General features: G+C 32.8%; 21 protein-coding genes. 11 read left to right on the top strand and 10 right to left on the bottom strand.

Going from position 1 to position 22,812, the window contains the following annotated elements; genetic code table 11:
- Positions 1–356 precede the first annotated feature (356 nt).
- Positions 357–1,763: a Na+/H+ antiporter NhaC gene (nhaC, locus tag AC1RRU_RS10270; RefSeq protein ID WP_011275082.1), complete on the bottom strand. Its 1,407-nt coding sequence runs from the start codon at positions 1,761–1,763 to the stop codon at positions 357–359.
- 112 nt (positions 1,764–1,875) lie between these two features.
- The gene (locus AC1RRU_RS10275) at positions 1,876–2,946 is read right to left on the bottom strand and encodes an NAD/NADP-dependent octopine/nopaline dehydrogenase family protein (RefSeq protein WP_011275081.1); all 1,071 of its coding nucleotides are present in this window, start codon (positions 2,944–2,946) and stop codon (positions 1,876–1,878) included.
- Positions 2,947–3,357: 411 nt separating this feature from the next.
- Between AC1RRU_RS10275 and AC1RRU_RS10280 the strand changes: the two genes are divergently transcribed.
- The 5 genes from AC1RRU_RS10280 (at position 3,358) to AC1RRU_RS10300 (ending at position 6,697) form a co-directional block, all read left to right on the top strand.
- Positions 3,358–3,786 (top strand): DUF4870 domain-containing protein, encoded by a 429-nt coding sequence (locus AC1RRU_RS10280; protein WP_011275080.1) that lies wholly within the window; start codon positions 3,358–3,360, stop codon positions 3,784–3,786.
- A 317-nt stretch (positions 3,787–4,103) separates the two neighbouring features.
- Positions 4,104–4,751 (top strand): CHAP domain-containing protein, encoded by a 648-nt coding sequence (locus AC1RRU_RS10285; RefSeq protein WP_011275079.1) that lies wholly within the window; start codon positions 4,104–4,106, stop codon positions 4,749–4,751.
- A 265-nt stretch (positions 4,752–5,016) separates the two neighbouring features.
- Entirely contained in the window at positions 5,017–5,346 is a 330-nt protein-coding gene (locus AC1RRU_RS10290) for a DMT family transporter (RefSeq protein ID WP_011275078.1), read from the top strand.
- Position 5,347: 1 nt separating this feature from the next.
- Positions 5,348–5,659 carry a DMT family transporter gene (locus AC1RRU_RS10295; protein WP_011275077.1) on the top strand — a complete coding sequence of 104 codons (312 nt, stop codon included), beginning with the start codon at positions 5,348–5,350 and terminating at the stop codon, positions 5,657–5,659.
- An 81-nt stretch (positions 5,660–5,740) separates the two neighbouring features.
- Positions 5,741–6,697: a 2-hydroxyacid dehydrogenase family protein gene (locus AC1RRU_RS10300; RefSeq protein ID WP_011275076.1), complete on the top strand. Its 957-nt coding sequence runs from the start codon at positions 5,741–5,743 to the stop codon at positions 6,695–6,697.
- 94 nt (positions 6,698–6,791) lie between these two features.
- Here AC1RRU_RS10300 and AC1RRU_RS10305 read toward each other — a convergent pair whose 3' ends face one another.
- The 7 genes from AC1RRU_RS10305 to AC1RRU_RS10335 form a co-directional block, all read right to left on the bottom strand.
- Positions 6,792–7,916, bottom strand: coding sequence for an FAD-dependent monooxygenase (locus tag AC1RRU_RS10305; protein WP_011275075.1), 1,125 nt, complete (start codon positions 7,914–7,916; stop codon positions 6,792–6,794).
- A gap of 95 nt (positions 7,917–8,011) precedes the next feature.
- The gene (locus AC1RRU_RS10310; RefSeq protein ID WP_011275074.1) at positions 8,012–8,791 is read right to left on the bottom strand and encodes an N-acetylglucosaminidase; all 780 of its coding nucleotides are present in this window, start codon (positions 8,789–8,791) and stop codon (positions 8,012–8,014) included.
- A 25-nt stretch (positions 8,792–8,816) separates the two neighbouring features.
- The gene (locus tag AC1RRU_RS10315) at positions 8,817–9,035 is read right to left on the bottom strand and encodes a hypothetical protein (RefSeq protein WP_029376663.1); all 219 of its coding nucleotides are present in this window, start codon (positions 9,033–9,035) and stop codon (positions 8,817–8,819) included.
- Between the two features lie 280 nt (positions 9,036–9,315).
- Positions 9,316–9,789, bottom strand: a complete 474-nt coding sequence (locus tag AC1RRU_RS10320; protein WP_011275073.1) for a helical membrane plugin domain-containing protein — start codon at positions 9,787–9,789, stop codon at positions 9,316–9,318.
- Complete coding sequence (fdhF, locus tag AC1RRU_RS10325; protein ID WP_011275072.1) at positions 9,789–12,743, bottom strand: formate dehydrogenase subunit alpha; 2,955 nt, start codon at positions 12,741–12,743, stop codon at positions 9,789–9,791. Before fdhF ends, AC1RRU_RS10320 begins: the two co-directional genes overlap by 1 nt.
- 324 nt (positions 12,744–13,067) lie before the next feature.
- Positions 13,068–14,015, bottom strand: a complete 948-nt coding sequence (locus AC1RRU_RS10330; RefSeq protein WP_011275071.1) for an LCP family glycopolymer transferase — start codon at positions 14,013–14,015, stop codon at positions 13,068–13,070.
- A gap of 110 nt (positions 14,016–14,125) precedes the next feature.
- Complete coding sequence (locus AC1RRU_RS10335) at positions 14,126–14,917, bottom strand: inositol monophosphatase family protein (RefSeq protein WP_370444503.1); 792 nt, start codon at positions 14,915–14,917, stop codon at positions 14,126–14,128.
- A 388-nt stretch (positions 14,918–15,305) separates the two neighbouring features.
- Here AC1RRU_RS10335 and AC1RRU_RS10340 point away from each other — a divergent pair, with 388 nt between their 5' ends.
- From AC1RRU_RS10340 to AC1RRU_RS10365, 6 genes are all read left to right on the top strand, one after another.
- Positions 15,306–16,004: a helix-turn-helix transcriptional regulator gene (locus AC1RRU_RS10340; RefSeq protein ID WP_493196586.1), complete on the top strand. Its 699-nt coding sequence runs from the start codon at positions 15,306–15,308 to the stop codon at positions 16,002–16,004.
- A 69-nt stretch (positions 16,005–16,073) separates the two neighbouring features.
- Complete coding sequence (locus tag AC1RRU_RS10345) at positions 16,074–16,424, top strand: hypothetical protein (protein WP_011275068.1); 351 nt, start codon at positions 16,074–16,076, stop codon at positions 16,422–16,424.
- A gap of 211 nt (positions 16,425–16,635) precedes the next feature.
- Positions 16,636–17,688 carry a MupG family TIM beta-alpha barrel fold protein gene (locus AC1RRU_RS10350; RefSeq protein ID WP_011275067.1) on the top strand — a complete coding sequence of 351 codons (1,053 nt, stop codon included), beginning with the start codon at positions 16,636–16,638 and terminating at the stop codon, positions 17,686–17,688.
- Positions 17,688–18,575 carry an N-acetylmuramic acid 6-phosphate etherase gene (gene murQ, locus AC1RRU_RS10355; RefSeq protein ID WP_011275066.1) on the top strand — a complete coding sequence of 296 codons (888 nt, stop codon included), beginning with the start codon at positions 17,688–17,690 and terminating at the stop codon, positions 18,573–18,575. Before AC1RRU_RS10350 ends, murQ begins: the two co-directional genes overlap by 1 nt.
- A gap of 12 nt (positions 18,576–18,587) precedes the next feature.
- Positions 18,588–20,021: a PTS transporter subunit EIIC gene (locus tag AC1RRU_RS10360; protein WP_011275065.1), complete on the top strand. Its 1,434-nt coding sequence runs from the start codon at positions 18,588–18,590 to the stop codon at positions 20,019–20,021.
- A complete protein-coding gene (locus tag AC1RRU_RS10365) occupies positions 20,022–20,894 on the top strand; it encodes a MurR/RpiR family transcriptional regulator (protein ID WP_011275064.1) in 873 nt (290 codons plus the stop codon).
- Positions 20,895–21,129: 235 nt separating this feature from the next.
- On the opposite strand, the gene AC1RRU_RS10370 is transcribed toward AC1RRU_RS10365, so the two are convergent.
- Positions 21,130–22,518 (bottom strand): amino acid permease, encoded by a 1,389-nt coding sequence (locus AC1RRU_RS10370; RefSeq protein WP_016931124.1) that lies wholly within the window; start codon positions 22,516–22,518, stop codon positions 21,130–21,132.
- Positions 22,519–22,812: the final 294 nt, after the last annotated feature.

The raw sequence follows: 22,812 nt of genomic DNA on the forward strand, positions 1-22,812 counted from the left end.
ACAAAAAAAGAGATTAAACAACTTAAAGTTGCTTAATCTCAATATTTGGACTCATCAGTCCGATTTGACGTAGAGCCAGTAATAATCAATACTTTCCAATCTTAATCTATTTCGAACAAATTCATTCTTTCTTGATTTGTTATATCTATTACTACATAATTGTTGATAATAAATTCGTTTGTCCATCGTTCATGGATCCAATTCTCGCTACAAAAATTGAACCCACTACTGTTAAATATTTTGAGGATATTTTACAGTTAAAACTTTATAGCATCAAATATCATCGCTACAAAAATATCTAGGTAATGTTTTAACATACTTAAATATATCCTTTTCACAATTAATTAAACATATTTTTACGAATTTTTTACATAACTTTTGTTGTCTAATTTACGAATACCAATTCCGGTAAAGCCGTAAATAATTGCTAATACTGCACACAAGTAGCATGGAACTGTCCAAATAAAGAATTGATCTACTGATACTCCCAGTTGTTGCGTGTAGTATATGCCTGAAGTTCCCCATGGTATTAACGGCAACACCATCGTACTTGAATCTTCTAAAGTTCTTGATAAATTTGATTTATCTAAATTCCTACTAACAAACATGTCTTTCATTAAGACACCCACCATAATAATTACTATAGATGCTACTCCAGCTGCAAATACTAACATTAAACAGCAAATGACTGTTATTAAAATAAGTGTTCCAACTGAATGTATACCTTTAGAAACCGTTTTTAACATGACATCTAAACATCCCGATACTTCAACAATACCTGCAAATGCATACCCACAAAATATTGTCACTAGTATCTCTGTCATACTCATCATTCCACCTTGTTCTAATAGCGATGTTGCATTGGTAGAAAGATTGGATTGTCCAGTCATCGCAGGTGTAAATCCGTTAAACATAGCTTTAAAACCATCAACTATATTAAAATGATTATTTAATGTTCCAATAATAACTGCACTTAAACTTGATGCTAACATAGATGGTACAGTAGATACGTTACAAACTAAACATATGATTATGACTAATAACGGCACCCACACCCAAATATTTATATTATAGATACCATCAAGTTCATTCAGTAACTTATTAATTTGTTTCGTATTCACTGAACCTTTTGAAGTTAAACCTGCAAAGAACCAAACTATTAGTCCAATAATTGAAGCAGGTATCGTTGTCCACATCATTGATCTGATATGAGAAAAAATGTTTACCTTAGTTACTAAAGCAGCTAAGTTAGTTGTATCTGATAATGGTGACATTTTATCACCAAAGACCGCACCTGCGATAATAGCACCTGCTGCCATACCCATATCGATATTCAACTGATGCGCAATTGATATCAACGCAATACCAGCTGTTGAAGCTGATCCCCAGGCTGTCCCAGTTGCTAAACTACTAATAGCCGATATTAAAAAGGCAGAAACTAAAAAGTAATGTGGATTTAAAAACTTTAGACCGTAGTATATTAAAGCTGGAACAGTTCCAGAATACATCCAACTCCCAACTATTATACCTACAGCTAGTATAATAAATATTGCAGGCATAGCTGTCGTTAATCTTCGAGTGATCCCCTCTTCTAAATCTTTCCATTTTAAGCCTACTCGCCAAGCTATCAAAGCTGCATATGCAGATGATATGAGTAACAGTACCTGAATTGGAATATTAAATTTTATAAAGCCTAGTGTCACGACAATAACCATTACGATAATTGTAGATATTGCTTCCAAAAATGATGGCTGTCTTTTCATACACATTCCTCTTTTCCTTTTAATTAATTACCTCTTTTCATAGTTAGATGTACGTTTAATCATAAATAGAATGTTTATTAAAGATTTATTTATAGTATTTTAAATTTGTTAATTATTCTAAACCGAGTTTTTCTAAACCAAGTTCTTCTACTTTTAGACCTTCATCGAAAAAGTCACGTTCTAAAATTGTTGATGCAATCATGATAACTGCATCTATATTAGGCGTTTCAACATCAATTGCACGCCCTAAACTTGACCATAGTACAAGTCCATATGCTATATCTTCAGTTAAATAACGATTTTGTACTGAATTAGGCCCTGGTATTTGAGAAAACACAGGACTTGTATTAAATAAACGATTTAATGGTTCATCTTCGTCTTTACGTTCTAAATAACCTCTTTGAATACGTGCTTCTTTGGCTGTTAAAAGTTCAAATCCTAATTTACGGCCTAATGTTAAACGTTCCAACTCAATTGCATGTAATAATCTTACTGTGTGCTTCGTAATACCTTCTTTATAGAGGGCAAATGAATCAGCATAATCAATTCTTCCTACATTTAATAACGTTGGACCAGGATGAACCTCTGGGTTTCCGTTTTCTAAATTTGTCTTCCATAGATTTTCTTCTTTAACAAGATACGGATATATTTGACTTACCTTTTCAAAACTGTCACTAAGTTCCTTCTTATTATATGTAGAAAAGAATACTTTACGTACATTCAATGATAAATCTACGCGTGCATTTTCAAAGTCAACGCGCGTACCGTAAGTAAGTGTATTAGCTTCAGCAAACTTCGGCTCTACCTCAATATGTTTATCTTCAAGTACGTTAATAAATCGAATTGATGCCATGGCAGCTGCAATATTGAAGAAAATAAGTTGATCACTTGTTACATGCTCAGCCATAATTTCCGCATAGTATTCAATATATGATGATGGAATGATAACTTGAATTATCTCAGCATCTTTCAATACATATTCAATGTCATCACTTATTTCTGTAAATGGTACAAATGATTCTGCACCTTCATTATTAAAATCAAATCCACCCTTTTCTAATGCGTTATTAAATTTTTTAATGGATGAATTTCGACAATACAATTTCACATCATGTCCTTGATTTACCATATCTACTGCCGCTGTAACTGCACCATTACCTGATCCTACTACCGCTATTTTCATAGTTATAACTTCCTTTCTTAATCAAATAAGCGTCTCTGCTTTTTCATTTAAAAATAAAGGGAGCAGGTTAGAAATCTAATAAATGTAAATAGATTTCTTAATATCCTTAAATACAACCATTTATTAAAATAATCATATTTAAGTCCCGCTCCCGGGCAAAGTTGGCTAGAATAAATATAAATCTTAAATCAACATTATTTCTATTCAGTCAGCTAATGCCATATCCTAATAATGACTTATACTAGTATCATTAATAGTCAATTTTTATACAACGCTAAACTATATCCTATTTTACAAAAATTAAACACAACTCAATTATTTATATTAATTTTAAAATTAACTAATCTTTTTTAAGTAACTTTGTTATATTAATTATGAAACATAACTTTTTTAATTGAGAGGAGTATTATTATGTCGGATTATTATGAGCAATCACAAGACTCTACGGTAAAGAGAGATAATGAAGATGATGCCCGATTAATGTCTATGTTGATCTTCCTATTGGGGTTCTTCACTTCTGTAATAGGTCCAATTATTATTTGGGCTATCAAGCGCAATGAATCACGATTAGTTGATAAAGCTGGAAAGAACTACTTCAACATGCTTATTTCTTATTTAATTTGGAACTTTGTTGTTGGTATATGTATGGTACCTGTATTTTTCATATATGTAGTTAATAATGAAGCAGCGATCATTATCGCTACAATATTACTATTTGTTCTTTCATTACTATTAATTGTACTTTCTATCCTATATGTAGTTTTTCATATCGTTGCATGCGTTAAATATTTTGGTGGAAAAGAATATGTAGTGCCTTTATCAATTCGTTTCTTCAAATAAGTTGTACAGCATCTAATATTACAAAGGGTTGTAATAATAATCATTTGTTAACACTAACTAAATATAAGATTAATGTAGTATTCATGCATAATTCAAGCTATATTACAGTACGTAACCTTGAACTACTCTTTATTACGGAGTTGTTCAAGGTTTTTGTATTTCATTTACGAAACCGTAACATTGCACACAGTGCTAATAGAATCTGATAAAGTATGACTTGTCGTTGGGAGCGGCAAAAAATACAAATTCGAAGTCTATTCAACATATCGCTATTTTTAACCTATTGTTGAATACAAATTTTGGGAGGACTTTTTACTATGAAAAAAATTATTACAATTTCAACTTTAACAGCAGGCATTGGTGTATCATCATTAGGATTAAATGCTAACCATGCAGATGCTGCAGAATATAATCACAATCCAGCACCACAACATAATCAATTCGGACAACAAGGTCCACATGGTCAAAATATGCAATTTAGCCATCAACAAGGACAAGGTTATCAACAACCTCAATTTAAACAACAATCTTTTAACTATAATCAAAGCACTACAACTTCAACAACATCAGATGGAAGTTCGTCATCTAGTAGTTCTTCTACAACTACTTCTTCTTCAACTCAAACTACATCTTCTACATCAGGTAATTTATACACAGCCGGCCAATGTACTTGGTATGTATATGACAGAGTTGGTGGTAAAATCGGTAGTACTTGGGGAAATGCTAATAACTGGGCGAGTGCAGCATCAGCAGCTGGGTACACTGTAAATAATACTCCAGAAAAAGGTTCAATTCTTCAAACATCTGAAGGTTCTTATGGACATGTTGCGTATGTAGAAAGTGTTGGTAGCAATGGTTCAGTAACTGTTTCTGAAATGAATTATTCTGGTGGACCATATGTGAAAGATACACGTACAATTTCAGCTAGCCAAGCTAGTTCTTATAACTACATCCATTTGTCATAATTTTAAATAAAGCTTAAATGATGCTAATCAGAAATATAGAATAACATTAAACTATAGAGCTACATTGTAAATTCGCATAAGCTGACTGGGCTGTGAAGTCGCTTTTAACCAAGCTTTTTCAGTTCAAATCACCCTTGAAGAGCTAAGACATGGAATTCAAAAAAATTCTGTTCTGGCTCTTTTTTTAAGTTTTACAAATTGAATTAAAAGTAACGCTTTGAGAGAATAAGCATATTAGTCTTTATTTTATAAGGAGTGTGAAGGTATGCAATGGCTTAAAGTCATCTTAGCTGGCCTAATTGAAGTTATTTGGGTAATCGGATTAAATAATGCCCATAACTTTGTAACTTGGTTATTTACATTAGTTTTTATTGCACTAAGCTTCTACTTGATGATTTCCGCCTCTAAACAACTTCCAGTCGGTACAGTTTATGCAGTATTTGTGGGAATAGGAGCTGCTGGTACAGTTATTGCAGATATGCTTTTCTTTGGAGAACCATTTACAATAATGAAAGTTGTATTACTGCTTCTGTTACTAGTTGGTATTATTGGACTTAAACTGTCAACGAATGACTCACCTAAGGGAGGAATGTAATATGTCATGGCTATATTTACTCATTGCAGGATTATTAGAGGTACTTGGCGTCATATGGTTAAACCAATATGCACGCTCAAAACAAAAATTTTATATTGTTTTAATGGCAATTACGTTTATTTTTAGTTTTAGTTTTTTAAAATTAGCTATGACAACAATTCCAATGGGAACAGCATATGCTATATGGACTGGTATTGGCACAGCCGGAGGAGCTATTGTAGGTATGTTATTTTACAAAGAATCAACACATTTTAGCCGTATCATTTTTATTTTCTTGATACTCTTCTCTGTAATCGGTCTTAAAATGATCTAATAAAATTGTATGAATTACATTTGTATACGTTTTCTCCTTTTATTATACTTAAAGAGAGATTATTGATAAGGAGTGAGCTTAATGGAAAAAGTTTATATAGCAGGTGCAATTCCAGAAGTAGGATTAAATTTACTTAAAGAACACTTTGAAGTAGAAATGTATGAAGGTGAAGGCATTATTGATAAAGCAACACTTATGGAAGGTGTCAAAGATGCTTCTGCGCTTATAAGCATTCTATCTACGAATGTTGATCAGGAAGTGATTGATAGTGCAAGTAACCTTAAAATCATTGCAAACTATGGTGCTGGCTTTAATAATGTGGATGTTAAATATGCACGTGAAAAAGATATTGATGTAACAAATACACCTAAAGCATCAACAGCCTCAACTGCTGAATTAACTTTCGGACTCGTTTTAGCAGTTGCGCGTCGCATAGTCGAAGGAGATAAATTATCTCGAACACAAGGTTTTGATGGATGGGCACCTTTATTCTTTAGAGGTCGTGAAGTGTCTGGCAAAACGATTGGCATAATCGGTTTAGGTGAAATTGGTAGTGCAGTAGCTAAGCGTGCTAAAGCTTTTGATATGGATATCTTATATACTGGTCCTCACCAAAAGAAAGAAAAAGAACGTGAAATTGGTGCAAAATATGTAGATCTAAATACCTTACTTGAAAATGCTGACTTCATCACAATCAATGCTGCTTATAATCCTGATTTACATCACATGATTGATACCGAACAATTTAAACTGATGAAATCTACAGCCTATTTAATTAATGCTGGTCGCGGTCCAATAGTTAATGAAGAAGCTTTAGTAAAAGCTTTAGAAGACAAACAAATTGAAGGTGCTGCATTAGATGTATATGAATTTGAACCTGAAATTACAGAAGGTTTGAAATCACTAGATAATGTAGTTATCACACCTCATATTGGTAACGCAACATATGAAGCAAGAGATATGATGTCTAAAATCGTCGCAAATGATACGATTAAAAAGTTAAATGGTGAAACTCCACAATTTATAGTTAATAAATAATTTATAATGTAAAAAAGACGGAAACTGAAACAGACTATTAAGCATATTAATCATTAACTTATATGCTTAATTAGTCTTCAGTATCCGTCTTATTTTATTTATGCTTCGCTTTATACAGGAATTTAGTTTGTCCGCTTAACAAACGGTTTGGTGTTCTTTTCATTACACCATTGCGTAGTGAGATAACTAATTTGTTGTCTTTTTGCGCTATTTTACCAATTTTTCTTGAGCGTTTGATAACTTTTGCAGTATGTTTAACTCTTAATTTATCATAACGTTTTAATGCTTTTTCTATATCATATTCTGCTAAACAATTAACTAGTACAATCGCATCTTCCATAGCTTGTCCAGCACCTTGACCCATATTAGGCGTCGTTGCATGCGCTGCGTCCCCTAACAATAGAATACGTTGATTTACAAATGATTTGAGTGGTTTCATATCATATAAATCATGCTTCTGAATACCTGTTTCACTTTGCTTATCTAAAATTTGACGTACTGGTTCAGGATAATTATTAAAATATGCTTGTAGATGTGGTTTTTCAAACGTTTGATATTTGGGATCCTTTTCAGACGCATTAATTGTAATAAACCAATAAGCTTGGTTGTTAATAAGTGGCACTATCCCTACTCGACCTCGTTTACCCCAATATTCACTAGCGATATCAATGTTATGTAGATCAGCATCATCCACTAAGCCACGAAAACACGTATACCCTTGATAAAGTATCTTCGCATTCTGATGAATAGCTTGTCTGACAACAGAATGAAGTCCGTCCGATCCTATACATAAATCAAAACTTTGACTTGCATGATTAGAAAAGTGAACCATCGTATGTTGTTCGACGTTCTCAACCTTAATAACATCATGGTCAGTATAAATGCATTGAGGATTAACATAAGATTGTATCAATTCAATCAAAGTTTGTCGCGCTAATGTTACATTCAACGTAGCCTCTTTTAATTTTACTGCAGACAAAATATTTCCTTTATCATCTAGTACATTCATTGCAGATAAGTTCTGGCCAGCATTTTTAATTCCTTTAGCTAGGTCATGTTTACCTAATTTCTTGATAACATTATCACCAATTCCTATACCTGCACCAACCTCACTTATATTTGATTGTCTTTCAAATATAGAAACGTCATGTCCTTTTTCTAAAAGAAGTGCGCCAGCAGTTAAACCACCTATACCTGCACCTATTATTGCAATTTTCATTTATTTACACCTCAATATTAAATTCACCTAAATTTTATCTTAACAGTATGTTGCAGTTGCAATTAAGATTGTATACACTCTATTAGCCATTCAATTTAGGAGGCATAGAAGTTCTTACGTACATCATCTTTTTTTATACCAAATTGGTCATAATATGCCTGCATATACTTTGCAATTTTATCTGCCCACAAAATATCGCTTGCATACTGATGTTGGCCCGGACTTTTAGGATTCCACCTCATTTGATACAGCGTAATTTGATCATTATCAAAATAATTCGTTCTAATAAATTTAGCTCCACCAAGTATCGCTTTGCGTGGTGAAGTCCATGATGCCTCCTTAGCGTAACTCTTACCTGTATGAATAGCATTTTCATCGAAAGCACCGACACCAAAAAAGTTGTAATAACGATTGTTACCTTCTTTAATACCACTGGCAAGTTTAGAGTTACCATTAGCAGTCTCCACACGTGCATGGCTTATTAAATAAATAATATTGACTTGATATTTATCTTGAGCCTCTATAAAAGCATCAGCTTGATTTTCAAGAATACCATTCCCTCGTAACATCTTTTTAACTTCTTGTTTTGACATAGGAACTTGTTGTGAAATATCCATGTATTTAAACTTATTATCGTCTCGTGTAATGCGCATTGCCCTCTCTATTTCTCGGCTATTTGCATTCACAAACTCACCATCTCTGTCTACTGTATTCAATACACTCGAATCTGTTTGTTTCTGAATTGCTTCTTGAAAGCTATAGTTGCGATCATTGTCCAACAGTTCTGAGTGATTAATTATTAATAATACTATGAAGACAATGATAATAATAAGCAACAGTATGAATGGTAAACACATTTGATTTAATTGCTTCATGTAGATGACAATCCTTTATAGCTATTTAAGATAAATAAAAATAAGTAATTATAATAACAATTAAGACTATAGCAAATGATATGTTGATGACTATCTTCATGCCAGTTCGATCTCGAAAAAGCACGTTAAATATAACTAAACTAATTGCTAATGACACAGCGAACATTGAAATCGCTAACACCATTTGCATCATAATTAAAAAAATAATTCCTAAAACAATAAAAACGTTAGAAATAACTGTCATAATTTTAATCGCATTTGGATGAATTGTTCTCACCCCTTTTTTAGTAATAATATATACTACACCTTACCATAATTCATGTAGAAAGTACGTATAAATCTTATTAAATAATGAAAGAAAGGAGCGAGACAGAATTCAATTTGAATTCATTATCCCACCCCTTAGGATGACTTGAACTAAGTAAGTTTAGAATAAGTGCCTTCTCAATTCAGTCATCTACTGCATATTTACTTTATAGCCCTAGATTATTTAACTTGTACCAATCTCTTTATACAATAATGTATTATTTATCTTCTCTAGACATCCCTTTAAGTAAATTAAGTATATAAGTTAAGCTGCGATTCATATCATCGTCTTTGAGTACGCCCATTAGACTACGAATACTTGTTTTAGCATTAGGATTAGCTTGATTTGCAACGTGCAATCCTTTATTTAATTTATTTAAGAATTGACTTAACTCTTGAACATTAAGCTCACCTAACATAAAGACCATTGGTGCTAAATTTGTAATTAGACCCGCATATAAATCTTTGTTAAGTTCTGTCATAAATTTATTGATAATAACTTGACGTCCTCTAATGCCACCGTTCATTAAATCAAGAATTTTAGCTTCATCTAATGCTTTTACTAAACGTATTGCTTTTAAAATACTATCTTTATTTTCTGCAATAGCATCTGTTACTTCATTGATACTCTCGATTTTAATTTGTTCTTCTGATTTCTCTAAACGTTTAATTTTAGTTATTCTTTCAGCCATTATTTATCCACCACATTTCCTGGGAAAACATAGTCAGGACGTTCCCATTTTTTCTGTACTTGGACACTATACTGCGGGTTACGTTGTTTATCGACACGGAAGTTTGTTGGATTTAATGGTGATTTACCTTTACGAGTCAATACTTCCATACGACAACTTGTTCGTTTATAAGATGGTGTATCTGTATATTTATCTACATCACTATTAGTTAATTTATTGATAGCGCCTAAATCACCATTTGACATAGCATCATTATTTAAAGGAATATAAATTTCTCTGCCTTTAACTCGATCAGTTACTGTTGCAATTAATGTTGCTTCACCCGTTTCTGAAATCAATCGTAATTCTGCGCCTTCATGAATATCACGATCTTTAGCTAGCTCTGGAGAAATTTCTACAAACGCATTTGGCACTTTATACTTAATCATTTCAGTTTGATAAGTCATATTACCTTCATGGAAATGCTCTAGTAAACGACCGTTATTTACATGTAGATCATAAACTTCATCTTCTTTAAAGAAATTGTCAAATGTTAATGGGAATAACTTAGCACGACCATTTTCAAAGTTAAAGCCATCCATATATAATGTTGGTTGGTCTGTACCATCTGGTGCTACAGGCCATTGAAGACTATTGAAACCTTGTAATCGTTCATAATTTACACCTGAATATGATGGTGTTAATCCTGCAATTTCATCCATGATTTCACTTGGATGTTTGTAATTCCAATCAGCGCCCATGCGTTGTGCGATTAATTGGAAGATTTCCCAGTCTGGTTTAGAATCGCCTAGCGGTTGTAATGCTTTATTAATACGTTGAATTCGGCGTTCTGTATTCGTGAATGTACCATCTTTTTCTAATGATGGACTAGCTGGTAAGACGACATCTGCATATGTTGCTGTGAAAGTTAGGAACTCATCTTGAACAACTAAGAAGTCTACTTTTTCTAGAGCAGATTGAACAAAATTAATATTAGAATCAACAATACCTGTATCTTCACCATATAAGTATAATGACTGAATATCTCCATTATGGATACCTTCCATCATTTGGTGATTATCGCGTCCAGGTGTTGGATTTAATTCTACACCATATTCTTTTTCAAATTTTGCTCTCACTTCATCATCAGCTACTTTTTGATAACCTGGGAATTGATCTGGCATACTTCCCATATCACTTGCACCTTGTACGTTATTGTGACCACGTAATGGATAAGCACCTGAACCTGGTTTTCTATAGTTACCTGTCACAAGCAATAAGTTAGAGATAGCTGTACTTGTATCACTACCAATATCTTGTTGTGTAACACCCATTGCCCAACAAATTGACATTGATTCAGCTTTTGCAGCTTCTTCTGCAAAACTAATGATTTGTTCTTTAGGAATACCTGTTGTTTCTTCTGCAAAATCCATAGTGAACAATTCTAATGATTTATAGTAATCTTCATAATTATCGACCCAATCATTCAAGAAAGCTTTATCGTGTAAATCGTTGTCAATGATATATTTAGTAGCTGCACCTAACCAAACTAAATCTGTTCCTGGCTTAGGTTGATAAAATGCATCTGCACGCGCAGCCATTTCATGTTTTCTAATATCGAATACATGCATCTTTTGTCCGAATAATTTCTGTGCACGTTTCATTCTAGATGCAATAACTGGATGCGCTTCAGCTGTATTTGTACCGATTAGAACAGTCATAGCAGCTCTCTCAAGGTCTTCAATTGAACCAGAGTCACCACCGTGACCTACAGTTCTGAATAGTCCTTTCGTTGCTGGTGCTTGGCAATATCTTGAACAGTTATCAACGTTGTTAGATCCGAAGACTTGTCGTGAAAGTTTTTGCATTAAATATGATTCTTCATTAGTACCTTTAGAAGATGCGATAAATGCTAAATGATCGCCACCATATTCATTTTTGATTCGTTTAAAGTTAGTTTCAATAACATCTAAAGCTTCATCCCATTCAACTTCATGGAATTCTCCGTCTTTTCTAACAAGTGGTTTCGTTAAACGTTGGTCTGAGTTAATGTGACCCCAAGAGAATTTACCTTTAACACATGTAGCAATTTTATTGGCAGGAGAATCATGTGATGGTTGAACTTTAAGTACTTCTCTGTCTTTAGTCCATACATCAAATGAACAACCTACACCACAATATGTACAAACTGTTTTCGTTTTCTTAATGCGTTCTTTACGCATTTCCGCTTCTGAATCAGAAACTGCAAATAGTAATCCATCACCTGGTTCAGCTTTTTTAGTTAAATCAATCATTGCAGCAAGTGAACCTGGTTCAGTATCTGTCATGTAACCAGCATTACCTTCCATATTCACTTCCATCATGGCATTACAAGGACATACAGTTGCACATTGACCACACGATACACATGATGATTCATTAATAGGAACATCATTATCCCAGATAACTCTAGGATGCTCACGATTCCAATCAATTGAAATTGTTTCATTTACTTCGATATCTTGACACGCTTCTACACAACGACCACAAAGAATACATTGGTCTGGGTCATATCGATAGAATGGACCATAGTCTTTTTCATATGGTTTTGTTTTGTATTCGTATGATTGTTCTTCTAATCCCCATGCGTCCATAGCGTTATGTATTTCACAATCACCGTTATTGTAATCACATACCGTACAATACAGCATATGTTTTTCTAAAATGCGATCTAAAGCTTCCTTTTGGCTAGCTTTAACATCATTATTCTGAGTATTAACTGTCATAGGTCGATTTACAACTGTACTACACGCACGTTCAATTTTGCCATCAATTTCAACCATACATGTATCACATGTTTGAATTGGTCCCATTGATTCGTTATAACAAATTGAAGGTACGAAAGTATCACGAGATTTTATAAACTCAAGTAAACTTGTTCCAGGTTCTACAAGATAATCAGTGCCATCAAGCGTGACGATTAAATGTTCTTGCATACTTTCCACCCCATCTATATAAATTTTCCGTAAAATGACTTTGGCTACTTAACTATTCCATTTCAATACCCCACATATATTGAACATAGAATTATATTAATTGTATTACTTATTTCATTAAATGTTAAGCGTTTCATAAATTTTTGCAATTTTAAAAGAATTAAATATACACTGTGTTTCAAATGTTAAAAAAACTAACTTTAATGCAGATACAATTTTAAAAAAAAATAGAGATAGGACTGAAATGATTTCTCTCTCATTGTCCTACCTCTATAAATTTCCTAGTATTAACTGCTAAAGTAAAAACGTCTATTGCATTAAAATTTAATTTTGTAAATTATTATTCAATATTTCTGTGGCACTTTGTTTTGAATCGTCATTAGGTATGAAATACCACAATCCATCGTCTTGAATACCACCCTGACCTTCTAATTGATGTCGGTTTACAGTTGTATTCGCATTTTTATAATTTTTTCTAATATCATTCATGTCATTCAATGTTAAATCGGTTTTAACATTTTTCTGAATCTGATTAATTAATGATGGAAAATGCGTAAGCGCAGAAGTACTTGTCATTTTATTAGCCATTGCTTGAAGGATAAGTTGTTGTCGTTCTTGACGACCAAAATCTCCTCCAGCACCTTCCTCTTTACGACTACGTATGAAGGCCATTGCAGTATCTCCATCCACATGAGTTGATTGACCTTTTACAAAGTTAGTTCCTTTAGTGGTGAAAGTATCATTACTAGTAACATTCACACCACCTAAAGCATCAATCATATCATGTAACCCATCCATATCAACTGTTGCATAATGATCAATAGGAACATTCATTAATTTTTCTAATGATTTAACAGCCATCGTTGGTCCACCATAAGCATATGCATGATTAATCTTCTCAGTCGTTCCTTTACCTACAATTTCAGCTTGTGTATCACGAGGTACACTTACAATTTCTGTAGTTTGTTTCTTAGGGTTAATAGAAAGAAGCATAATTGTGTCACTTCTTTCACCATCATTCTCACTTTTACGTTGAGCATTTGAGTCTACACCAAATAATGCAATAGTAAATGGATCACCATTTGACAAACTTACATTTTTCGATCTCAATTCTGAATGTTGTCTGTTTAAAGGGTTATGAATCTTACCACTTGTAATAAAAATACTAGCTACTACAAAAATTGACGCAACTATTGCTAAAACAACTAATATTCCTATAAACCATGTAATTATTTTAACGGGCAGGCTCATTCGTCTATGCGTTCTACGCATCCTACCACTCCTATTCTATTTTATGAATTAATATAATTATTATATATTAAAATGATTAACTTTCTATACGTCTTAAGAAGTAACTTTTCATAAAACAGCTATCAATATTATTAAATATGATACCCGCCATTTCGATTAATAATAGTTAGTATATCTTTGTAACATCCGTGATTACTAATAATGAATGGGCCACTCTTAGCAAAGTCTAACGGTTCTCCATTTAATTGAGTCATTTTCAAATTTAATTCTTTCGCAAATAAAAATTGCGCTGCGATGTCCCATGGCTTTGGGTTTGTATTTATATGTGCACCAAATTGTCCTTTAATCACTCTTACTGAATCTAAACCACATGAACCAATATTTCTCACACTGAACGAAGCATCGTATAATGCTTTGCTTGTATCATCATTTATATATTGAGTCCCAAAAGAGATAATAGCGTCTTGCAATTTTAATTCATTAGGTGGCATTAATTGTTGCCCATTAACAAATGCACCTTCACCCGCTATTGCTTTATATAATTTATCGTGAGGATAATCATATATATAAGAAAGTTTAGGTTCGCCATCAACAAAATATGCGATGATAATACAATAGTCTTCTTGCTGTTTTACTAAATTAGCTGTACCGTCAATTGGATCCATAATCCATAAATGACCTTCGTATGGCCGAATCATGCTATTATCTTTTTCTTCACCTAATAATTGGTGACTTGGAAAGTGTTCAGCTAAATACGCTTCAAACTTGTTTTGAAGTTGTTTATCTACATTTGTAACTAAATCAAATCGATTTATTTTAGTATCAGTAATCATATCTGTTATCAAATTGGGAATAACATCATCGAGATGTTTTAACCAATCCATGATATGCGCATCTAAATTATGAAGTTTGTTTTGCATGATTTCACCTCAACTATCTATTTCACTTTATTGTATCTTACTGCTCATATTTGTCATAGGAATTTTTAAATGAAGACACAAAAAAATCGGCTAGTCATCTGCTAGCCGACAAATAGAAAGGAAAGTAAGTAATAAATATTGAAGATGTTTCGATGTAACTTGAACGATTCACAACAAGCTATCTGTTATATAGCTTCTACCCCTTTGTTTGAATTCGTTCTCCCCTGTTACAAATATTATAATAGCATAAAACATTTAATTTTGTAAGCGTTTTCCTAATAAAAAATGTTTAATTTTACACGCATAATCTACTAAAGTACTGAAAATGTCTTCATACGCAGTGTTATGTTATAATTAATGTAATATGTAATGGTTATAGGTGGTGTTTATGTTGAAGAAATTAGATCGCCAGAATCAAATTATTTCATTAATACAACAAGGTCATACAATTAATGCATCTGAATTGGCGCAACACTTAAATGTTTCTGTTCGAACAATTAGTCGTGACATTGTCGATTTAGAAAATCAAGGTGTTCAAATATATGCTCATAAAGGCAAAAATGGTGGATATCAGATTCAAAAATCTGAAGATAAAATAAAGCTAAATTTTACTGAACAGCAGCTATTATCTCTTTATCTTAACTTAATAGAAAGCCAATCCTATTCAACATTACCATATACTAATGAGATTCAATCTATCATTAATCAGATTATCAATATTCCTAATACTCGTGTTCGTAAATCACTAAACCAAATGACTAACTTAATTAAGTTTGAAGATACTGAACAAATAACATTACCCCATTTATTTGCAGACATTTTAATTTATAGTTCTGAACGAAATGTTATGTTGATTGACTTTATTGATAATCAAGACACTATTGCAGAGAATGTCATATTCATTGGTTTACTATGTCGTAATGGCGAGTGGTTATCAATTATTTATGAAATCGGTTTAGGAAGAACAAGAGAATTACCAGTGCTTGATATTTATGACATATCTTATTCCTTTGAGAAGACCATTAAAACTTATGACATATCCATTGATAATTATACCCAATTTTTAAATCCAATCGAGACGACTGAATAATTTTCTCGATTGGTTCCCCTCATTCATACCTCTTCTACAATTTAATATCTTCAAGGAGTTGCATTGAATATGCTTCCATACACAATAATGCGTCAACAACTCATAATTTTACTCACTCACGTTGAAAAAATAAGGTATTACTATTTAATGGACAATAGATTTTTAAATAGAGAAATAGAAGCGTATAATACATCCATTAAAAATTTTACTGACAGTTTACCGTTAACCCTTCAAAACAGTACTAATAACTCCAAGTCTAAATTCTCGATGCAATCAGATCACTTCTTTTATAAATTACTAAATGATCTATCATTAAAACCACTACACGAATTCCATCAAGGGACGATATTAGTTGATTTACAACAACGTCAAGACCAATTGCATCAAACATTAATTTATTTGTTAAATGAATATAAGTAAGTGAACCTCGTATATCACATGTGCAATTTCAATATCTTATCCTTTATTTTTTTAATAGCATAATAAACGCCTCAGCTATCTCCTTCAATTCAGCTAATTATCCAAGTCGCTTAAACAATTAATTATAAAAATTATATAATATATATGTAAATTGTAATAAAAAACGTGAAACGCTATAATGTAAGTGATTACAGTAATTAGGAGGATTCATATGCTAGGTTTCTCAGTCTATTTAGGTCAACCATTAAACAAATCATACATATTAAATATGGTTGATCTCGGTTACGACATTATTTTCACATCACTACAAATACCTGAGGAAAACGATCAAACTAAATTGACATATTTGGGAGAATTATGCCAATTGCTAAAAGATAAATCGGTAACCTACATTATTGATATAAATCCATCATTACTGAATCAGAATGTTTATCGTTTTTTCGATCAATTTTCTAATGGTGACTTTGTTATTAGAATTGATGATCATTTTAATTATGATTTAATTGCAGATTTGTTTCATCATAATTTACAGTGTTGTCTAAATGCCAGTACTATCACTACTGAAATTTTGGATACACTTTATAATCAAAAATCATTATCTAAAGTTTATTTTTGTCATAACTATTATCCCAGACCTGATACAGGTTTAGCTTTAAACCTTTTTGAACAACGAAATAACCTCATTAGAAAATATGATGAACATGCCTCAATTATGGCTTTTATTCCTGGAACTACATTAAGAGGTCCATTGTATAAAGGACTTCCTACCATTGAACAACATAGACACATGACATTACTTCAATCTGCACATTCACTATTAAAATATAACTTGGATTATATTCTTATTGGTGATACTGCAATCAACTATGCAGAAGCAGTTGCATTACAGCAGATGATTTATCACCGTCATTTCAAACTTCGGCTATCATATTTTGATAAATCATATGAACAACTCATTTTCAAGCAACATACATCTCGTTTGGATGCACCTGAGAATGTAATACGCTCCAAGTATTCTAGATTAACTAAAGTAAATATTCCTCCAACCAATAACTTCAATCAATATCGCTATAAGGGAGACGTCACGGTTGATAATTCGCTTAATCAACGTTACGAAGGTGAGCTACAAGTGATTAAAGCAGATTTGCCTAATCATAAGGCGATTAATCATGTAGCATCTATATGTGATGAAGATAAAGTCGTTATTGATTTAATACAACCTGGTGACACATTTGAATTTATTACTGAAAAGGAGAAACGCTAATGGAACATTTAACTACTGAAAGCAGAAACACACAAACGATGCATTTAGATGAAATGTCGATATTAGAAGCTTTAAAAACAATAAATAAAGAAGATCAACTAGTAGCTAAAGCAATTGAACCTATTTTGCCCCAGTTAAACAGAGTAATCGAACAAACAATTACGCGTTTTCGAGATGGTGGACGTCTAATTTATATAGGAGCTGGTACAAGTGGACGTTTAGGTGTATTAGATGCAGCTGAATGTGTTCCAACTTTCAATACGCATCCTAATGAAGTAATTGGCTTAATTGCTGGAGGGCAACAAGCTATGACTGAAGCGATTGAAGGTGCTGAAGACAACTATGAAATGGGAATGACTGATTTGAAAGCAATCCATTTGAATGAAAAGGATGTAGTTATTGGTATTTCGGCAAGTGGTCGCACGCCTTATGTTAAAGGGGCATTGACATATGCCAATGAAATAAGTGCACTGACTGTTGCCCTCTCTTGCAATACGAATAGTGACATTAGTACTGTCGCTTCCCATGCACTTGAAGTCAATGTTGGTCCAGAAGTATTAGCAGGGTCTACTCGCTTAAAGTCAGGTACTGCTCAAAAGCTTGTGCTTAATATGATATCAACAATGACTATGATTGGTGTTGGTAAAGTTTATGATAACTTGATGGTTGATTTAAAAGCGACAAATCACAAACTTGAACAACGTTCCATACATATTATCGAAGAGATTTGTGGCTTAACTTTTGAAGAAGCTCAAGAACTCTATATAAAAGCCGACAATGATATTAAAATTGCAATCGTTATGAATTTATGTAACACAACTAAAAGCGATGCTCAATCAAGACTCATAAATAATAATGACATTGTAAAAAAAGCAATTCAATCTTAAGGAGGCAACGATATGAATAAGGATCAACAATTGGCCCATCACATCTTAGATGCGGTTGGTGGCATTGATAATGTGGATAACATTATCCATTGTATGACACGTGTGCGCCTAAAAATTAACAATGAGACACAAGTTGATTATCCTAAACTTAAAAACATAGAAGGCGTGCTCGGAGTCATACAAGATGAGCGACTTCAAATTGTGGTCGGACCTGGAACGGTAAATGAAGTATCCGCAGAAATGGTAAAGCTAAGTGGTGTTCAATTAGGTGAAGATATCCCCCATCGTAGCAACACGTCAAATATTAAAAATCAAGCACAACAAAACAAACGTGAATTCCAACAAAAGCGTAAACAAAGTAAAATGAATACAATTTTAAAGTCAATTGCTAATATTTTCATACCTCTCATACCCGCATTTATAGGAGCTGGACTTATTGGTGGTATTGCAGCTGTATTGAACAACTTTATTACTGCTGGTACCATTTCAGCTGATTGGGTAAAACAACTTGTGGCCGTATTAAATGTCATCAAAGATGGCATGTTAGCCTATCTAGCTATTTTCACTGGTTTTAATGCAGCAAAAGTATTTGGTGCAACACCAGGTTTAGGTGGTGTCATTGGGGGTACGACTTTATTAACAGGTATTACTGAAGATAATCCAATTAAAAATGTATTTACTGGCGAACCATTAATAGCTGGTCAAGGTGGCATTATAGGAGTGATCTTAGCGGTATGGTTATTAAGTATAATTGAGAAAAAACTACATAAAATAGTTCCCAATGCTATAGATATTATTGTGACACCAACAATTTCATTACTTATCATAGGGTTACTAACTATATTCTTCTTTATGCCTATAGCTGGATTTATTTCTGATGGATTAGTAGGCGTAGTGAATTGGGTAATTGGTGTAGGTGGTATATTTAGTGGATTTATTATAGGTGCATTTTTCTTACCACTAGTTATGTTAGGATTGCATCATATTTTCACCCCAATACACATTGAATTAATAAATCAGTCAGGTGCAACATATTTGTTACCTATTGCCGCTATGGCTGGTGCAGGTCAGGTTGGGGCTGCATTAGCACTATGGGTAAGATGTAAAAATAATACTACTTTAAGAACTGCAATTAAGGGTGCGTTACCAGTCGGATTTTTAGGAATTGGAGAACCACTTATTTATGGTGTTACCTTGCCATTAGGTCGCCCATTCATCACAGCATGTCTTGGTGGTGGAATCGGTGGTGCAGTTATAGGAGGCATTGGTCATATAGGTGCCACTGCTATCGGACCTAGTGGTATTTCATTATTACCGTTAATTGCCCATCAAAAATATTTAGGTTACATCATAGGGTTATTATCTGCGTACCTAGCTGGCTTTATTTTCACATACTTCTTCGGTACGACTAAAGAAATGAGAAACTTAAACAAACTAGGTGATTAGATGACAAACATTTTATATTTAATCGACGAAAATTATGCTTCATTTTCTAAAAATGAAAAGAAATTATCACGATTTATATTAAACTCACCACATAAAGTTATTAGCATGTCGAATCAAGAGATTGCTAAAGAACTTGAAATGAGTGTTTCGACGTTAAATCGATATAGCCAAAAATTGATTAATCAAAGTTTTCATGAAGTTAGATCACAACTTGCGATGTTATTTCCAAAACAACAAGCACCTTATAAGATAGAATTGCTTAACAATGAATCGGTAGATACTTTAAAAAAGAAACTTTATCATCGTGCAGAAGAAGCACTTCTAAAAAGTTCTACATTTGCAGATAACACAACGATTGATAACATATGCCAACATTTTAAACGTGCAAATAACATCTTTATCTTTGGTTATGGTGCATCGTATGTCTGTGCGACGGATTTATATCAAAAATTATCTCGAATTGGGCTAAATGTCCAACTTGTTCAAGAGACTCATTTATTCACAACCATGTTGTCTACACATGACAAAGAAGATTGTGTTTTATTTATAACTAATAATGGCGATCAAAGTGAACTTCGTGCAATGGTGAAAGTTGTGTCGGATTATAATATCCCTATTATTACAATTTCAAGTTCAGAGCATAATCACGTAGCTCAGCATTCTGACATTGTTCTGACATATGGACATTCAGATGAAAATGAATTACGTATGGGTGCGACAACTTCTTTGTTTGCGCAAATGTTTACCATTGATGTTCTTTTCTATCGTTATATCGCACTAAACTATGAATCGTCATTAGACTTCATCACACAATCTAAAATGGCTCTTGATAATTATCGAAAATACCTATCTAATGTGGAATTTAAACATTAAGATTTCTATTAAAAACTCAAGACATATAGAAAGTAATGAATATGAACAAAGTTTATTATTCTTCTTTTAACTTAAGTTATTCACAGTTAAGCTGCTATTAAGTAATAACTATCACAAAAAGAGGTTGAGACAACGTTAATGTCTCAACCTCTTTTAAACATGAATCTAAGTACTTTGTGCCTTAGTTTAGTTTGAATAATGTGTTGATTATTTATAATATGATTTATTTAGTATTCTATTTAACTTTTCGGAATCCATCATTTTTATGATGTCCGCGAACGAAGTAGTATACAGTTACCGCAGCTAAGAAAATAATACCAATCACTACAGAAACAACAGTTTCTTTGTTAAATAACATTCCTACTAATACGACTAATAAGAATAAAATCGTAATTGCACTTGCAACTGTACCGCCAGGCATCTTAAATGGATGTCCTTCAACTTTTTCAGGATGTAATTTTCTGAATCGAATATGACTAATTAAAATCATAAACCAAGGAATCATACCCGGTAAAATAGATGCACTATAAACATATACGAAAATACTATCTGCACCTTTAATGAATAAAGGAAGAATAACATTTAATAATGCACCAACTAAAATACCTAAAGCAATGGCTAATACTGGGTAGAATGGTACACCATTTTTCATTACTCTTGTAAAGATTTTAGGCATTTGACCTTTTTGTGCTAATGTAAAAATCATACGACTTGCACTAAAGATACCTGAGTTACATCCAGATAATGCTGCTGTTAATACAACGAAGTTAATTAATCCTGCTGCAAATGTGATACCAATTTTTGCAAATGTAGCTACGAATGGGCTTCCGATTTCACCTAATTGATTCCAAGGATAGATAGAAACAATTACGAAAATCGCTCCAATGTAGAAAATCAAAATACGCCAGATAACACCATTTACCGCACTTTTGATATTTTTCTGTGGATCTTTAGTTTCACCAGCAGTAATACCAATTAATTCTACACCTTGGTAAGAACCAATAACAATTGATAATGCAAAGAAGAAACCTACGAATCCATTTGGCATAAATCCACCATGAGACCATAAATTAGAGATACCAATCGCATGGCCACCATTACCAATACCGAAGAAGATTAAACCGAAACCTGCAATGATCATTAATACAATCGTTACAACCTTAATCATTGCAAACCAGAATTCAAATTCACCGAATGCTTTTACTGAAGTCAAGTTAGCTGCTAGTAATAATAGTACTGCAACCACACCAGGAATCCATTGAGGTAAGTTCGGGAACCAATAGTTCATATATTCACCGACTGCAATAACTTCACTCATACCTACTACAATCCATTGGAATATATTACTCCATGCCGTCATATAACCTGCAGCAGGGTGAATGTAATCACTTGCAAATGTTGCGAAAGATCCAGTAGTTGGATTTAAATAAATCATTTCTCCCATTGCTCTCATGATTAAGAATAAAAAGATACCTGCAATTAAGTACGCAAAAATAACTGATGGACCAGTCCATTTAATTGTACTAGTTGCTCCCATAAATAAACCAACACCGATAGTACCGCCAAGTGCGATCATTCTAATCTGACGTGCACTTAGCCCCCTATGTAATTCATTGTTATCCATTAAAATAACCCCATCTCTATTAAATCTAAGGTTCGAATACTTTTGTCTTTCAGAAAACCCTCTTTTGCTTTCCTTCTTTTCCCTTAAAAGTTCCTTTACCTTAATGAAGTTATTATACTATAATTTGACAAAATTAAAACATAAATTTTACAAATTTTTGAAATCGCTTCCATTACTGTTATGATTATGCTTTGCAAAATTTAAAAAACGCCGATTTTACAACGTTTTTAGTAATAAAAACAAGTTACTTTTTACAATAATTTTTATTGAAATATTTCACTTTAAAAAATAAAA

It is taken from the genome of Staphylococcus sp. GW821-FHT11H10, from assembly GCF_058807855.1.

Coding starts and splice junctions, on each gene's coding strand:
- nhaC (WP_011275082.1), bottom strand. CDS start 1,763: ATGAAAAGACAGCCATCATTTTTGGAAGCAATATCTACAATTATCGTA.
- AC1RRU_RS10275 (WP_011275081.1), bottom strand. CDS start 2,946: ATGAAAATAGCGGTAGTAGGATCAGGTAATGGTGCAGTTACAGCGGCA.
- AC1RRU_RS10280 (WP_011275080.1), top strand. CDS start 3,358: ATGTCGGATTATTATGAGCAATCACAAGACTCTACGGTAAAGAGAGAT.
- AC1RRU_RS10285 (WP_011275079.1), top strand. CDS start 4,104: ATGAAAAAAATTATTACAATTTCAACTTTAACAGCAGGCATTGGTGTA.
- AC1RRU_RS10290 (WP_011275078.1), top strand. CDS start 5,017: ATGCAATGGCTTAAAGTCATCTTAGCTGGCCTAATTGAAGTTATTTGG.
- AC1RRU_RS10295 (WP_011275077.1), top strand. CDS start 5,348: ATGTCATGGCTATATTTACTCATTGCAGGATTATTAGAGGTACTTGGC.
- AC1RRU_RS10300 (WP_011275076.1), top strand. CDS start 5,741: ATGGAAAAAGTTTATATAGCAGGTGCAATTCCAGAAGTAGGATTAAAT.
- AC1RRU_RS10305 (WP_011275075.1), bottom strand. CDS start 7,916: ATGAAAATTGCAATAATAGGTGCAGGTATAGGTGGTTTAACTGCTGGC.
- AC1RRU_RS10310 (WP_011275074.1), bottom strand. CDS start 8,791: ATGAAGCAATTAAATCAAATGTGTTTACCATTCATACTGTTGCTTATT.
- AC1RRU_RS10315 (WP_029376663.1), bottom strand. CDS start 9,035: ATGACAGTTATTTCTAACGTTTTTATTGTTTTAGGAATTATTTTTTTA.
- AC1RRU_RS10320 (WP_011275073.1), bottom strand. CDS start 9,789: ATGGCTGAAAGAATAACTAAAATTAAACGTTTAGAGAAATCAGAAGAA.
- fdhF (WP_011275072.1), bottom strand. CDS start 12,743: ATGCAAGAACATTTAATCGTCACGCTTGATGGCACTGATTATCTTGTA.
- AC1RRU_RS10330 (WP_011275071.1), bottom strand. CDS start 14,015: ATGCGTAGAACGCATAGACGAATGAGCCTGCCCGTTAAAATAATTACA.
- AC1RRU_RS10345 (WP_011275068.1), top strand. CDS start 16,074: ATGCTTCCATACACAATAATGCGTCAACAACTCATAATTTTACTCACT.
- AC1RRU_RS10350 (WP_011275067.1), top strand. CDS start 16,636: ATGCTAGGTTTCTCAGTCTATTTAGGTCAACCATTAAACAAATCATAC.
- murQ (WP_011275066.1), top strand. CDS start 17,688: ATGGAACATTTAACTACTGAAAGCAGAAACACACAAACGATGCATTTA.
- AC1RRU_RS10360 (WP_011275065.1), top strand. CDS start 18,588: ATGAATAAGGATCAACAATTGGCCCATCACATCTTAGATGCGGTTGGT.
- AC1RRU_RS10365 (WP_011275064.1), top strand. CDS start 20,022: ATGACAAACATTTTATATTTAATCGACGAAAATTATGCTTCATTTTCT.
- AC1RRU_RS10370 (WP_016931124.1), bottom strand. CDS start 22,518: ATGGATAACAATGAATTACATAGGGGGCTAAGTGCACGTCAGATTAGA.